At 61.6% G+C, this 13,112-nt stretch carries 13 protein-coding genes; 5 read left to right on the forward strand and 8 right to left on the reverse strand.

Going from position 1 to position 13,112, the window contains the following annotated elements; translation table 11 throughout:
- Nucleotides 1-48: 48 nt before the first annotated feature.
- The 4 genes from ACE04I_RS21790 to ACE04I_RS21805 form a co-directional block, all read right to left on the reverse strand.
- Nucleotides 49-1,824, reverse strand: a complete 1,776-nt coding sequence (locus ACE04I_RS21790; RefSeq protein WP_046794910.1) for an ABC transporter ATP-binding protein/permease — start codon at nucleotides 1,822-1,824, stop codon at nucleotides 49-51.
- A 104-nt stretch (nucleotides 1,825-1,928) separates the two neighbouring features.
- Entirely contained in the window at nucleotides 1,929-2,828 is a 900-nt protein-coding gene (locus tag ACE04I_RS21795) for an amino acid ABC transporter substrate-binding protein (protein ID WP_046795108.1), read from the reverse strand.
- 11 nt (nucleotides 2,829-2,839) lie between these two features.
- Entirely contained in the window at nucleotides 2,840-3,778 is a 939-nt protein-coding gene (locus ACE04I_RS21800) for an amino acid ABC transporter substrate-binding protein (RefSeq protein WP_082118350.1), read from the reverse strand.
- Between the two features lies 1 nt (nucleotide 3,779).
- Nucleotides 3,780-6,008, reverse strand: a complete 2,229-nt coding sequence (locus tag ACE04I_RS21805; RefSeq protein ID WP_052760411.1) for a putative bifunctional diguanylate cyclase/phosphodiesterase — start codon at nucleotides 6,006-6,008, stop codon at nucleotides 3,780-3,782.
- A 265-nt stretch (nucleotides 6,009-6,273) separates the two neighbouring features.
- Between ACE04I_RS21805 and ACE04I_RS21810 the strand changes: the two genes are divergently transcribed.
- The 3 genes from ACE04I_RS21810 to ACE04I_RS21820 are packed head-to-tail and all read left to right on the forward strand — an operon-like array spanning nucleotide 6,274 to nucleotide 9,126.
- Entirely contained in the window at nucleotides 6,274-7,428 is a 1,155-nt protein-coding gene (locus tag ACE04I_RS21810; protein WP_046794909.1) for an isobutyryl-CoA dehydrogenase, read from the forward strand.
- Between the two features lie 19 nt (nucleotides 7,429-7,447).
- Nucleotides 7,448-8,356 (forward strand): 3-hydroxyisobutyrate dehydrogenase, encoded by a 909-nt coding sequence (mmsB, locus tag ACE04I_RS21815; RefSeq protein WP_046794908.1) that lies wholly within the window; start codon nucleotides 7,448-7,450, stop codon nucleotides 8,354-8,356.
- On the forward strand, nucleotides 8,353-9,126 hold the full coding sequence (locus ACE04I_RS21820; protein WP_046794907.1) for an enoyl-CoA hydratase: 774 nt from the start codon (nucleotides 8,353-8,355) through the stop codon (nucleotides 9,124-9,126). The genes mmsB and ACE04I_RS21820 overlap by 4 nt, the downstream gene beginning before the upstream one ends.
- Before the next feature lie 15 nt (nucleotides 9,127-9,141).
- Here the strand turns inward: ACE04I_RS21820 and ACE04I_RS21825 are convergent, their stop codons facing one another.
- The 3 genes from ACE04I_RS21825 to ACE04I_RS21835 all read right to left on the reverse strand — a co-directional run bounded on the left by ACE04I_RS21825 (nucleotide 9,142) and on the right by ACE04I_RS21835 (nucleotide 11,070).
- Nucleotides 9,142-9,657: a nuclear transport factor 2 family protein gene (locus ACE04I_RS21825; protein WP_487207600.1), complete on the reverse strand. Its 516-nt coding sequence runs from the start codon at nucleotides 9,655-9,657 to the stop codon at nucleotides 9,142-9,144.
- 11 nt (nucleotides 9,658-9,668) lie between these two features.
- Entirely contained in the window at nucleotides 9,669-10,163 is a 495-nt protein-coding gene (locus ACE04I_RS21830) for a nuclear transport factor 2 family protein (RefSeq protein WP_082118348.1), read from the reverse strand.
- A gap of 94 nt (nucleotides 10,164-10,257) precedes the next feature.
- Complete coding sequence (locus ACE04I_RS21835) at nucleotides 10,258-11,070, reverse strand: AraC family transcriptional regulator (protein ID WP_052760409.1); 813 nt, start codon at nucleotides 11,068-11,070, stop codon at nucleotides 10,258-10,260.
- Nucleotides 11,071-11,242: 172 nt separating this feature from the next.
- Between ACE04I_RS21835 and ACE04I_RS21840 the strand changes: the two genes are divergently transcribed.
- Complete coding sequence (locus ACE04I_RS21840) at nucleotides 11,243-11,608, forward strand: nuclear transport factor 2 family protein (RefSeq protein WP_046794906.1); 366 nt, start codon at nucleotides 11,243-11,245, stop codon at nucleotides 11,606-11,608.
- Nucleotides 11,605-12,408, forward strand: a complete 804-nt coding sequence (locus ACE04I_RS21845) for a helix-turn-helix domain-containing protein (protein ID WP_046794905.1) — start codon at nucleotides 11,605-11,607, stop codon at nucleotides 12,406-12,408. The genes ACE04I_RS21840 and ACE04I_RS21845 overlap by 4 nt, the downstream gene beginning before the upstream one ends.
- On the opposite strand, the gene ACE04I_RS21850 is transcribed toward ACE04I_RS21845, so the two are convergent.
- Nucleotides 12,409-12,999, reverse strand: a complete 591-nt coding sequence (locus ACE04I_RS21850) for a TetR/AcrR family transcriptional regulator (RefSeq protein WP_046794904.1) — start codon at nucleotides 12,997-12,999, stop codon at nucleotides 12,409-12,411. It abuts the gene before it with no gap.
- Between the last annotated feature and the right edge of the window lie 113 nt (nucleotides 13,000-13,112).

Genomic DNA, 13,112 nt, shown 5'->3' on the forward strand with positions numbered 1-13,112 from the left:
CCCCCCCCCCCCCCCCCCCCACCGCCATATCGGGCGAGTGAAGCTCGCCTATTTCGAGCCGTTTGCCTGGCCGCCGGCAATCACCTCCAGATGTATCTGCCGCGGCGACAGGATTTCGTGGTAGACGTCCGAGCGGCCGATATAGACGATCGTCGTCTCCCGCATTCCGGCGAGCAGCCGGGCGAGCGTTTCCTGCGTTTCGCGATCCAGGCCTTCAAGCGCATTTTCGATGATCAGCCAACGCGGCGCGAGGATGAGCGCGTTGGCAATGCGCAGCCGCACCTGGTCGTCCTCGTCCAGAACCCTGTCCCAGCGATCCGCCGAATCGAGCAGGCGCGTCATGCGAACCAGGCCCGCGTCGTTCAAGGCCAGCATCAGGCTCTCATCGTCATAGTCGGCGGGATTGGCCGGGTAAGTCAGAACCTCACGCAGCGTGACAGCCGGCAGATAGCCCTTCTGGGGCATGAAGAGCATGCGGTCTTTGGTCGGCAGGACAACTTCGCCATGGCCCCAATGCCAGATGCCCGCAAGAGCCTGGAAGAGCATGCGCCGGTCGGCGCCGGGGTCGCCGTTGATCATCAGCCGCTCTCCCTGCCTGATGACGACCTCCTCGTCCGGCAAGCGCAGCCCGTATTGCTCTTCGGGTCCGGAAAATACCTCGAGGTGCCGTATGCGCATCGTCCCGTCGCTGCTTTCCAGGCATCGGATTTCGCTTCGCGGCGGCGCGATCTCGATCATGCCGAGGGCGTTGCGGAAGGTCGAAACGCGCATCAGAGCCGCTTTCCAGTCGGCGATCTGGCGGAAATTATCCACATACCAGCGCAGGGCGGCATTCACCTGATTGAAGGCGCCGACCGCCATCATCAGTCCCCCGAAGGAAAGATTGCCGGAGAAATAGACCGGAGCGGCGATCAGGATGGGTGCGATCGTCGACAGCCATCCGAAGCCGGCGGAAACCCATGTCAGGTTGGTATAGGCGGTCACCAGCCGGCGGATCACCCCAAGCACGGTGCTGATCGAAAGCTGGATACGCCGCCTCTCGCTCTCCTCCCCGTTGGCGAGCGTGATCGCCGTCAGGTTCTCGTTGGCGTGCATCAGCGCGAAGCGGAGTTCCGCCTCCTTCGAATAGCGCTCGGAATTGAGGATCGGCAGGCCTCCGCCGACGAGGTTGCTCAGCATCGAGGCCGAACCGGCATAGAGCAGGGCGGCCCAGACCATATAACCTGGAATGACGATTTCCCTGCCACTGAAACTGAAGGAAAAGTTCGCCGAAACAGCCCATAGCACGCCGATGAAGCTGACGAGCAGGATCGTCGAACTCACCAGGCCGATTGCAAGCGTCGTCGTGATTTCGGAGAGGTTCCTGGCATCCTCGTGCAGGCGCTGATCGGGATTGACGCCGATCACACCCACCTGCGCAAGTTGCAGCGCCCGCCTCGGTTTCAGCCATTGGTTTACGAGATCGCGGGAAAGGCCCTCGCGCATGTAGAGGGCGGCCATCTGGTTGAGCCAGGCCTGTACGACATTCAGAACGAGCAACGACCCGCCGATGACGGCGAATACCTTCAACTGTTCGATGAAACTGGTGAGATCACGGCGCTCGAGGGCGTTGTAGAACGGTACGTTCCACTGGTTGAGGCGGTATTGGGCATAGGTCGTCAGCAGGATGATCGCGAGCAGCCCGAAAGCGAGCACGACCACGCGGTTACGGACCGGCGAGGCCCAGAAGGCTCGCGACATCAGCCTGAGCTGATCATAGAAACCTAGTTCGTATTCCTGTCCTTCGAGGAAGGGCCGGACTTCGCCCTCTGCCAGATCAGCCATGCTACACCGTCCCGATCGCCTGCCCCACAATCAATATACTTAGATAAGTGCAGCAATCACCTCCCTGCCATAGTTGGCATCGGCGGTCATGAGATTTTTCCGTCCTATCGGCCGGGATCGGCAAAGGAACGCCTCAAAGTCTCACTCATTGGCAGGTGCAGATTGACATTGTCGCGCGGGATGGGGCGCGTGAACCAGCGATCATAGATCTCCTGCATCTCCGCGCTTGCATAGATTTTCGCCAGCGCCGTATTTACCGCGTCATGAAATTCCGTGTCGCTCAGGCGTACCATGAAACCATAGGGCTGCGGCTCGGCCACCACTTCCGTCGAGACCGTATAGTCTTCCGGATTTCCGGTACGCCCGATCATTGCGCTCAGGAGCACCTCGTCCATGGCATAGGCGGAGGCCATGCCGTTGGTGATCATGTCGAACGCCCCTTGCACGCTGTCGGACGTCACGATGGAGAGATTGAGCTTACGCTCCCGGTTGAGCTGGTTGATCTGGCCGACATTGACCGTGCCCAGCGCCACGCTCACGGTTCGGCCTCTCAGGTCTTCGATCGTCCGCAGATCGTTTTTCGCCAAGGCGACGTAGCGGGTGGCGACATAGAAATGGCTGCGGGTGAAGGCGACGCTGCGCCGCCGCTCCGGCGTGTTGGTGCTGCTGTTGCATTCGATGTCCATCGCGCCGTCGTTCAGCAATTGCACCCGATTGCTGGGTGTCCGGAAGACATATTCGATCCCGATGGCCGGAAGGCGCAGCCTTTCCCTCAACTCCTCGCTCAGGCGCTTGCAGATGTCGATCGAGTAGCCGACGATGGTTCCGTCCTTGTCGGTATAGGAGAAAGGCGGCGAATCGCCATAGCCGATGCGGATCTTGCCGGTCTCGGCTATGCGCTCGAGAGTTGACGCAGGAGCCTCCGCCCGCGTTTGCGGCGCGGCTGCGAGGACAGCGGCGAAGATCGCCGCAGATACGTATCGGAAGATGGCTGAAACACGCAAGGCGACCTCCTTCACTCGAGGTATTCGTGCGGGCTCTCGAATGCCGCCTGCATTGTGGGTGAAATCGGCAGGTTGAGATTTCGGTTGTCCGGCGGGATCGGCGACATGAACCATTTCTCGTAGATCTCGTAGATCTCGCCGCTGACGAACACCTCCCTCAGCGCATCGTTGACGACCTCCTTGAAGGCGGAATCATCCTTGCGCATCAGGATGCCGTAGGGTTCGGGCGGACCGAACGTATCCTCGGAAATGGCAAAGGCGGCCGGGTCCTTCGATGAGGCGACGAGTGCGGCAAGCAAAATCCCATCCATGACGAATGCCGAGGCTCGCCCTTTCTCCACCATGGCGAACGCATCGGCGTGCTGTCTGGCCAGGAGAACGGAGATGTTGAGGTTTTCGCGCCGGTTGAGTGCGTTCAACTGCTCCACGTTGATGGTCCCGGTGGTGGAGACAACGCTGCGACCGCTCAAGTCCTTGATGCCGGTCAGCCCGTCGCTCTTGCGGGAGACGAAGCGCGTCGCCGTCATGAAATGCGGATAGGAGAAGGCCACCTGCTCGCGCCGCTCCGCGGTATTGGTGGTGGTGGTGCATTCGAGATCGACCTTGCCGCTCTTGACCAGCACGAAGCGGGTCGCGGCTGTCGAGGGAACCAGCATGACCTCCAGCTTGTCGAGCTTGAGATGCTGCCGGACACTTTCGGCGATCCGTCGGCACAGATCGATCGAGTAGCCGACGACTTTGCCGTCGCTCAGACGGTAGGAGAAGGGAGGAGCGTCTTCCCGGTAGCCGATCGTGATCGTTTTGGTGTTTGCGATTGCGGCAAGCGTGTCTTCCGTGGATTGCGCAACGGAGGTCGCTGGACAGAGCGAGGCAATGAGCAGGGCTGAGGCAAGATATCGGCCTACTCTTCGGCTTTCGTGGGAAAATAGCTTCGCAACGCGTACAGGCATTTCACGATGCTCCCGTTGACGAGGTGCGGATCGGCGATCTTTTGATGGGGGCTGACGCCCGCGTGAGAGGCGCCGGCCTGCCGATGTGGTAGCCTTGGGCGAGATCGCAGCCGGCGAGCCGCAGCAATTCCAATTCGATTTCGCTTTCCACGCCTTCCGCCGTTGTCTGTATTCCGAGACTTCTGGCGAGCTGGACGATGCCGCTGACGAGCGCTCCGTTCTCCGTCCGCGCGGCAAGCCCGTCGATGAAGCTGCGGTCGATCTTGATTTTCCGGATAGGGAGCTTTCGGAGATAGCTCAACGATGCGTAGCCGGTTCCGAAGTCGTCCAACACGATGCCGACGCCCATCGCGTCGATCTCCCCGATCACCGAGGAGGCGATCGCATCGGATAGCATGACGGATTCGGTGACTTCCACCTCGAACCTGGAAGGCGCAAGCCCGCTTTCGGCAAGTGCGGAACGAAGCGTATCCACCAGGCTGCGATGGTGAAGCTGGATGGCCGAGATGTTGACGGTGACTACCGTGTCCTCCGGCATTTGCCGGGCATCCCGACTGGCCTGGCGGATAACCCATTCGCCGATCTTGACGATCTGGCCCGTTTCCTCGGCAAGCGGGATGAACCGGTCCGGCGGTATCATGCCGTGTTCCGGATGGCGCCAGCGCAGCAGCGCCTCGTAACCAGCGATCTTGCCTCCCGCGACGGTGACGATCGGCTGGTAATGCAGCGCGAACTGTCCGCGTTCCAGCGCCATCTCGAGGTCCTGCTCCAGCGCATAGAGGTTCGGAGTGGCCATCACCATGCTTTCCGTAAAGAAGCTATGATTGCCGCGGCCACGGGTCTTGGAACAGTAGAGGGCCACGTCGGCGCTCTTGAGAAGGGTCGCGGCCGTTGCACCGTGGGAGGGCGCGCAGGCAATTCCGACGCTTGTGCCGATCGAGATCCGATTGCCGAGAATGGTGAAGGGGGTTCCGATCGCCGACACGACGGCTTCTGCGAGCCGCGAAGCTTCGGACATCGGGTCCTGATCCACCCATTGCAGCAGGGCGAATTCGTCGCCGCCGAGGCGGGCGGCGATATCCTTGGGGCCGAGCAGCATCGCGACGCGCTCGGTTGCGGCAACCAGAAGAGCATCGCCTGCAGCGTGGCCGAACGTATCATTCACGGACTTGAAGCGGTCGAGATCGAGCAGCATGACGTTGAAGCGGCTTCCCTCTGAGGCCGTCGTCTCGATGGCATCGGCCAGCGCCTTGTTGAAGAAGGCGCGATTGGGCAGTCCGGTCAGGGAATCGTGATGCGCCATATGCTCCATCTGCTTGGCCACTTCGCGGACCTGGCGAAGGTTCTCGCGTTCGACCACCGCTTCCCGCAGCGTTTCGATCGCGACGGCAAGGCGGCCGATCTCGTCGTGCCGGCCCTGGAAGGGCGTAACAGTGCCGGTATCATCCCGGGCGATGCGCGTCAGGGCCTTTACCAACGCGGGAACCGGGCGGAAAAGCCTCCGCATGACCAGCGTCACGACCAGGCTGATCACGACCAGCATGGCGATGAGGGCAAGGAATGAATTGCGGACCAGGTCGTCACGCGTGCGCAGAAGTTCTTCCGCCTCGCCGATGCTCGTGACGACGGACCCTAAAAGCTCGCCCGCCGAGGTGGCGACCGGCAGGGAAGCGATGAAATGCTCCCTTTCGCCGATCGTGGCAAAGCCGGTGAAGAAATTGTTCGGCAGATGCGGCGTTGGAAAAGCCAGATGCTCGCCGGATGTAGCGCCCGTGGCATCGGCGGAGCTGATGAGGCTGCCGGTTTCCTTGTCGTAGCGGAAAAGCCAGACTTCGTTCTTCGTCTGCGCCGCGGCAAGCGCCAGGACGTCGACCGGATTGAAGCCGGTATCGAGAACCGATTCGTCGTCTCCGAGCGGCCGCTCGCTGAGAATTCGGATGATCTGGCCGGACGGGTCCGCCTCGACTGCCACGAAGGTGTAGATGTTGCGGACTGTGAAGCTGGCGATCTGGGCGTTCATTTCCGCCTGGCGGCGCCACTGTTCCTGGGAGTTCCGCTCCACCATGAGCAGTCCGGCCAGAGCGCCAACGCCATAGGCGGAGATGACGCCTGCGATCAGGAAGAGCGTGATCTTGCCAAAGAGCGACTGATGCCAGCGCAAGCGGGAATGCGCTGACCCTGCCGGAGGAAATCCGACGGTCGTTTCGGTCTCGGCTTTGTCAGTGATCATTGCCCCCTTTATGGACCTCACCCATTCCCCAAAGCATCGACGGATCGATACCAACATATACGGCTCCTGCCTTAAAATATCGTATCGGTAGTGTGCGTCTTCCGTCTCGCGTGAGCATAGTAAACCGACCAATTATGACGGAATGAAAATCCTCGGCTCTTTTCAGGACCGGAGGTCCGGTCTAGACCAAGGACGGACTGGCGTGTTGCACCGCCTTGTGCCACATCCTGGCAAGGCCTGTGACGAACAGCCGGAGGAGGATGGAATGGATTTCGCTCTCAGCGATGAGCAGATTGCCATTCGCGAAATGGCCGAGGGGTTTGCGGCGGAGGAGATCGCCCCCTTCGCCATCGAATGGGATCAGAACAAGCACTTTCCCGTGGATACGATCCGCAAGGCCGGGGCTCTCGGCATGGGCGGCATCTATGTGCGCGACGATATCGGCGGCTCCGGCCTGGGACGGCTGGAGTCTGTCCTGATCTTCGAGGCCTTAGCGCGAGCTTGCCCGGCGGTCGGCTCCTATATTTCGATCCACAACATGTGCGCATGGATGATCGATCGCTTCGGATCGGAAGAGCAGCGGCAGGCATGGCTTCCCGGCCTGCTTTCGATGGACAAGCTTTCCAGCTATTGCCTGACTGAGCCGAGCGTCGGGTCGGACGCCGGGAGGCTGAGGACGAAGGCGGTTCGCGACGGCGAGCACTATGTGCTCTCGGGGCAGAAGCAGTTCATTTCCGGTGCGGGCGCCTCCGACGTCTACGTCGTGATGGTTCGCACCGGCGAGGAGGGGCCAAAGGGCATTTCTACCCTGCTGGTTCCGAAAGATACGCCGGGCCTTTCCTTTGGAGCCAATGAGAAGAAGATGGGCTGGAACGCCCAGCCGACCCGCGCCGTGATCTTCGACGGTGCGCGGGTGCCGGTGGCCAACCGCCTCGGCGCGGAAGGCGACGGCTTCAAGATCGCCATGGCGGGGCTTGACGGCGGGCGGCTCAATATCGCGGCCGCATCCCTCGGTGGAGCGCAAGCGGCGTTCGACAAGGCGCTCGCCTATGCCCGCGAGCGACAGGCTTTCGGCCAGCCGATCGTGGAGTTCCAGGCGCTGCAGTTCAAGCTGGCGGACATGGCTGCGAATATTGAGATGTCGCGCACCTTCCTGTGGCGCGCGGCGCTGGCTTTGGAGGAGAAGGCGTCGGATGCCACCATGCTTTGCGCCATGGCGAAGAGGATGGTGACCGACCGCTGTTTCGACGTCGCCAACGACGCGCTGCAACTGCATGGCGGCTACGGTTATCTGGCGGATTACGGGGTCGAGAAGCTCGTACGCGACCTGCGCGTCCATCAGATATTGGAGGGTACGAACGAGATCATGAACGTCATCGTCGCGCGATCGATCATCGGGCAGACGCGGCATGCGAAATGAAAAGCAGGGAGGATCACCAATGACTGAAGCAATCGCATTCGTCGGTCTCGGCAACATGGGCGGACCGATGGCGGCAAACCTGGTAAAGGCGGGCTACCGGGTCAATGGGTTCGATCTCGCCGCGGCCTCGCTGGAAACCGCTTCCGCAAACGGCGTCATGATCGCTGCAAGCGCTGTGGAGGCGGTGAAGGATGCTTCCGTGGTGATCACCATGCTGCCGGCCGGCAAGCACGTCATCTCGGTCTGGAGCGAACTCGTCAAGGCGGTGCAGCCCGGCACGCTGATGATCGATTGCTCCACGATCGACGTGGAAAGCGCTCGCAAGGCGCATATGCTGGCAAAGGAAGCCAGCTGCCTCTCGCTCGACGCGCCGGTTTCGGGTGGCACGGGCGGCGCTACGGCAGGAACGCTGACCTTCATGGTGGGCGGCGCAGAGGCAGCTTTCGCGAGGGGCGAGCCGGTGCTGCAGAAGATGGGCAAACGCATCGTCCACTGCGGAGATTCCGGCGCGGGGCAAGCTGCCAAGATCTGCAACAACATGATCCTCGGTATCACCATGGCGGGCGTCTGCGAGGCCTTCGTGCTCGCCGAAAAGCTTGGGCTCTCGCATCAGGCGCTGTTCGATGTAGCCTCCACATCTTCCGGCCAGTGCTGGTCGATCAACACCTATTGCCCGGTCCCTGGGCCGGTGCCGACTTCGCCTGCCAATAACGGCTACAAGCCGGGTTTTGCCGCGGCGCTGATGCTGAAGGATCTGAAGCTTTCGCAAGAAGCTGCTGCGGCGGCCGGTGCCGAGACGGCAATGGGCGCGCATGCCGCCGAGCTCTACGAGACCTTCAACGCGCTCGGCCGGGGTGGGGAGGATTTTTCCTCCATCATCAACTATTTCCGTGAACAGTCGCAAAAGACCGGAGAGGCGAGAGGATGAGCTACGAGACGATCATCGCAGAAGAGAAGGGGCGTGTGGGCCTCGTTACCCTCAACCGCCCGAAGGCGCTCAACGCCATCAACCGGCAGCTCGGGGAAGAGCTGCTGCAAGCGGTAGAAACCTTCGACCGCAATCCTCAGATCGGCTGCATCGTCATCACCGGTTCGGAAAAGGCTTTCGCGGCCGGCGCGGACATCAAGGAGATGCAGGAACACAACTCTGTCGACATGTACGTGAACGACTGGTTTTCGGACTGGAACCGGTTGACGCTCGTTCGCAAGCCGATGATCGCGGCGGTCGCTGGCTTCGCGCTCGGCGGTGGCTGCGAGCTTGCGATGATGTGCGATTTCATTCTTGCCGCCGACACGGCGAAGTTCGGCCAGCCAGAAATCAAGCTCGGCGTCATTCCCGGGATGGGCGGCAGCCAGCGCCTGACGCGGCTCGTCGGCCGCGCCAAGGCCATGGAGATGTGCCTAACGGGCCGGATGATGGATGCGGTCGAAGCCGAAAGGGCAGGGCTGGTGGCCCGCATCGTCCCGGCTGCGGATCTTGTTTCGGATGCGTTGAAGACCGCCGAAACCATTGCGGGCATGTCGCTGCCGGCGGTGATGATGGCCAAGGAAGCGGTCAACCGCGCCGAGGAGATGGGACTTGCCGAAGGCCTGCGCTTCGAGCGCCGTCTTTTCCACTCCCTCTTCGCCTTCGAGGACCAGAAGGAAGGGATGGCGGCCTTCGTCGAAAAACGTCAGGCGGAGTTCAAGAACCGGTAAATCGGCTGAAATTCGTCATTCCGCCTTGGCACTGACCTTTTCCGCCGCCTTCCGGACCAGGCCGCGATCTCCGCTTTCATCGGTAAGATGGAAGGTCAGTGCCGAGACGCGCCATTGCGAGTCGCTGCGCACCAGTGCGTAGTCGTAGAAGCCGGAGATGGTCCAAGTCGCATCTTCCAGCCAATGGGCGGCCGTTACTCTGGCAATGGCATTTGCGTGCTCGCCGTTTTGCTCCACCCTGATATCTGAAAGCTGGTGCCGCGTAGCGTCAAAGCCGGGCAGAAGGCCGGACCAGGCAGCCATAAGCGCCTGCGGCGTAAAGCGCTGCGCTTCGCCGCCCCAAAGAGAGGTGTAATCGATCAGCGTTTCGGAGGCGAAGAAATCCTCAAGGGCCGCGAACTCACGGTTGTCGGCATAGATGGCGACCGCGGAGATCGCCGCTGCAATCTTTGCCTCTTCCGCAGGTGTGGCGGCGGCATTCCCCGAGACCATGAGGACTGCGCCAATGACAAGGGAAAGGTTGCGTAACATCGCCTTCTCCCTTACTCGGCCAGTCGTTGCGGCAGTGGGTTCAGCGGATAATGTGCCCAATAGAACGCGTCCGACTGGTGCATGTCGGTGAGGAAATTCGTCGCCTCAACGATCTTTCCATCTTCGATGCGGAACATCAGTGCGTAGAGCTGGTCGATCTCCGGTCCGCTGCCGACATTGCTCCAGCCGCGATGGATATCGACCACCAGATCGTCCTGCGCCTGGAAGAATGTCGGTTCGGCCTTGAAGCGGCCCTTGGCGAGACCTGCGAAGAAGGCGACCACCTCGTCCACGCCGCGTTTTTCACCTGCAAGCGGATGATGGCCGGGAATGCGCCAGACGATGTTTTCTGCCAGGAAGGGCCTGACCGCTTCCGGATTGCCGGTGGCGTAGGCGGCATAATAATCGCGGATGATCTGGATATTGGCCTCGCTCGATTGGGCGTAGGCATTCGAGCTTGCGACGAGCAGGCCCGAGACCGCGAGGATTGCGAAAGAATTCATCATGGACACGGCGCTTCTCCCTTTTTCTCAAGGGCTAGCGCCTTCTTCCCTCGTGATCAGGTCCCAATCCTGCGGAAGAGCGATCCGATCCTGCTCTTCAATTGCCGCGCCACTCACCGGGCGTCGCGCCGGTAAGACGTTTGAACTGTGTGGCGAATTTCGCCGGGTTCCTGTAGCCGACGCGCCAGGCGATCTCGGCCACTGGCAACCGCGTGGCCCGCAGCAGCTCCTTGGCTCTTTCCATGCGCCGCGCGATGACGAAGGCATAGGGCGCAAGCCCGGTTTGCGCCTTGAAGCAGCGGGAGAAATGGAACGGACTCATTGCCGCTGCGGCAGCGAGATCGGCGAGCGTGATGTCCTCGGCCAGATGATCGTGGATGTATTGCAGAGCGCGGCCGAGACGGGGGTCTATTCGTCGATCCTGTTCGTTCACGCCGGTCACGACGCGGGCAAGCTGGGTGGCAAATGCGGCTGCCAGGCTGTCGCGGTAAAGGGTGGAGCTTTCCCTTGCCGCGGCGTGCAGATTGAGGCCGAGCTGTACGAGCAGCGGGTCGAGGTCGCCTTTCAGCGGCCGGAAAGCGGTCGGCACCTCAAGGTCGGCATCCGCAAGATACCCGGCGCCGACTTCGAGATTGAGGAAATCATTGGGCTCATCCCAGCGGCACCAGCCGTCGAAGCCGGCGGGAAAGAGCCAGCCCTGGCCGGCTGACAGCGGCATATGGCGGCGCCTGTCGCTGCCATATGCGGCGTGGTGGGAGGGAAGAGAGCGAAGAACGATGCCGAGCGTTACGCCGGAAAACGCGAAACTTCCTTCGCCCGGAGCTGTGCTAAGGAATGTGGAATGGCCGCTTTCCCAGGCGAGCTTTCCCGGTTCCAAACGCGATCCGAACCTGCCGATATCCGTCCACATGGCTTCCTCCTCAGGCCAGGCTAACCTTTGGAGAGCGGTTTTGCTCATCACATCCTCGTGGCCGTCCATGTATCGCGCTGCTTTGATTACCTGACGCGTAATTGATAGAAGGATGCCGGTTCCCGCATGATCGCGCTGCCTGGATGGTCCGGGCGATCAAAGGAGACAGAAGATGACCGATGCAAACGAGACCGTCCACCGCTACCTCGCCGTCTGGAACGAGACCGATCCTGCCCGCCGCCAGGCGCTGATTGCGGAAAGCTGGGCCGAGGGCGCGATCTATGTCGATCCGTTGATGCAGGGCCGGGGCCATGCCGAAATCGACGGGTTGGTTGCCGCCGTGCAGGAGCGCTTTCCCGGCTTCCGCTTCGAGTTGATCGGCGAGGCGGATGGTCATGGAGACAATCTCCGCTTTTCCTGGGGTTTCGGCCCCGCCGATGGCGAAGCGCTCATCAAGGGCACGGACTTCGCGCTCATCGAAGGCGGACGTCTGAAGGCTGTGCACGGCTTCCTTGATCAGGTTCCGGCAGCCGCATGACGATCGCCGTCCGTCCTTTGGGAGACTATCTTCGCGACTGGCGCCGCCGCCGACACATGAGCCAGCTCGATCTGGCGCTGGAGGCGGATATCTCCCAAAGGCATCTCAGCTTCATAGAGAGCGGACGTTCCCAACCGAGCCGCGAGATGTTGCTGCATCTCGCCGAGCGGCTGGGCGTGCCGCTTCGCGAGCGCAATCCCATGCTGCTTGCCGCCGGTTTCGCGCCCGTCTTTGCCGAGCGATCCTTGGACGATCCGGCGCTTGCGCCAGCAAGGCGCGCGGTCGAGATGGTATTGAAGGGGCATGAGCCGTTTCCGGCATTGGCCGTGGACAGGCATTGGACGCTGGTGGCAGCGAACGGCGCGCTTGCGCCACTTCTTGCGGGTGTTGTTGACCAAGCCCTTCTGGAGCCGCCGGTCAACGTGCTGCGGCTAAGTCTGCATCCGCAAGGTCTCGCTCCGGCAATCGCCAATCTCGCCGAATGGCGGCATCATCTCCTGGAACGGCTGCACCAGCAGATCGCGATGACCGCCGATCCGGTTCTCTCCGCTCTTCTTGAAGAGCTTGCGGCCTATCCCTTTCCGAATCCCTCGCCGAAACAAGCCGCCTCCAGCGATTATGCCGGCATCGCCGTTCCGCTGGAATTGCGCACCGAGGCCGGTCTGCTCTCCTTCATTTCCACGACCACCGTCTTCGGAACGCCGGTCGACGTCACTCTGTCGGAACTGGCAGTGGAGTCCTTCTTTCCGGCGAATGATGAAACCGCCGAACGCCTGCGGCGAATTGCTGAAGGCGGCTGATTATTTTTTCGCGCGCAGGCCGTCCATCAGGAGGCCGATGAGGCGATGGGAACGATCGCGCCATTCCGGCGTATCCGGCATGGAGTAGATGCTCGAAAGAGCGTGCAGCAGGTCCGTCGTGTCGATGTCCTTGCGGATGGTGCCCGCATCGCCCGCCGTTTTCAGCAGTCCCTCGAACGCGCTGCGAATGCGTCCGAAGCTTTCCGCGAACAACGAAGAATTGGTGCCCATCAGGATTTTCAGGCTGTTCGCCATGCCACGCTTGGCGGCGATATAGCCGACGAAGCGGCGCATCCATTCCTCCAGCGCCACATCCGGTGCGTGTGATTGCGCAAGCTCCGTTGCTGCAGCCGCAAGGCTTTCGAGTTCGCGGCGATAGATGACCTCGACCAGATGCTCGCGGGTTGGGAAATGCCGGTAGAGCGTGCCGATGCCGACGCCGGCCTTTCGGGCGATGTCCTCGAGTGAGGTTTCCACGCCGTGTTCCGCAAAGGCGACTGCCGCGACCTCGATGAGTTTCTCGCGGTTGCGGCGCGCGTCTGCGCGTAGCTTTGTCGTGGGAGGGGCAGGTTTCTGCTCGGCCGAGGCCAAAATAATGCTCCAGGCACATTGGGGACTTGACCGGAGCCGGCAAGTCGCTAGATTAAACGGAGGCTCCTCCGCTTAACTGGAGTGCCTTCCACCTCTTAACCCAGAAGGAGGCG

It is taken from the genome of Rhizobium moroccans (assembly GCF_057559155.1).

Bases quoted from the DNA above. Each gene is read 5' to 3' on its own strand.
- ACE04I_RS21790 (WP_046794910.1), bottom strand. From the start codon at position 1,824: ATGGCTGATCTGGCAGAGGGCGAAGTCCGGCCCTTCCTCGAAGGACAG.
- ACE04I_RS21800 (WP_082118350.1), bottom strand. From the start codon at position 3,778: ATGCCTGTACGCGTTGCGAAGCTATTTTCCCACGAAAGCCGAAGAGTA.
- ACE04I_RS21805 (WP_052760411.1), bottom strand. From the start codon at position 6,008: ATGATCACTGACAAAGCCGAGACCGAAACGACCGTCGGATTTCCTCCG.
- ACE04I_RS21810 (WP_046794909.1), top strand. From the start codon at position 6,274: ATGGATTTCGCTCTCAGCGATGAGCAGATTGCCATTCGCGAAATGGCC.
- mmsB (WP_046794908.1), top strand. From the start codon at position 7,448: ATGACTGAAGCAATCGCATTCGTCGGTCTCGGCAACATGGGCGGACCG.
- ACE04I_RS21820 (WP_046794907.1), top strand. From the start codon at position 8,353: ATGAGCTACGAGACGATCATCGCAGAAGAGAAGGGGCGTGTGGGCCTC.
- ACE04I_RS21825 (WP_487207600.1), bottom strand. From the start codon at position 9,657: ATGTTACGCAACCTTTCCCTTGTCATTGGCGCAGTCCTCATGGTCTCG.
- ACE04I_RS21830 (WP_082118348.1), bottom strand. From the start codon at position 10,163: ATGATGAATTCTTTCGCAATCCTCGCGGTCTCGGGCCTGCTCGTCGCA.
- ACE04I_RS21835 (WP_052760409.1), bottom strand. From the start codon at position 11,070: ATGTGGACGGATATCGGCAGGTTCGGATCGCGTTTGGAACCGGGAAAG.
- ACE04I_RS21840 (WP_046794906.1), top strand. From the start codon at position 11,243: ATGACCGATGCAAACGAGACCGTCCACCGCTACCTCGCCGTCTGGAAC.
- ACE04I_RS21845 (WP_046794905.1), top strand. From the start codon at position 11,605: ATGACGATCGCCGTCCGTCCTTTGGGAGACTATCTTCGCGACTGGCGC.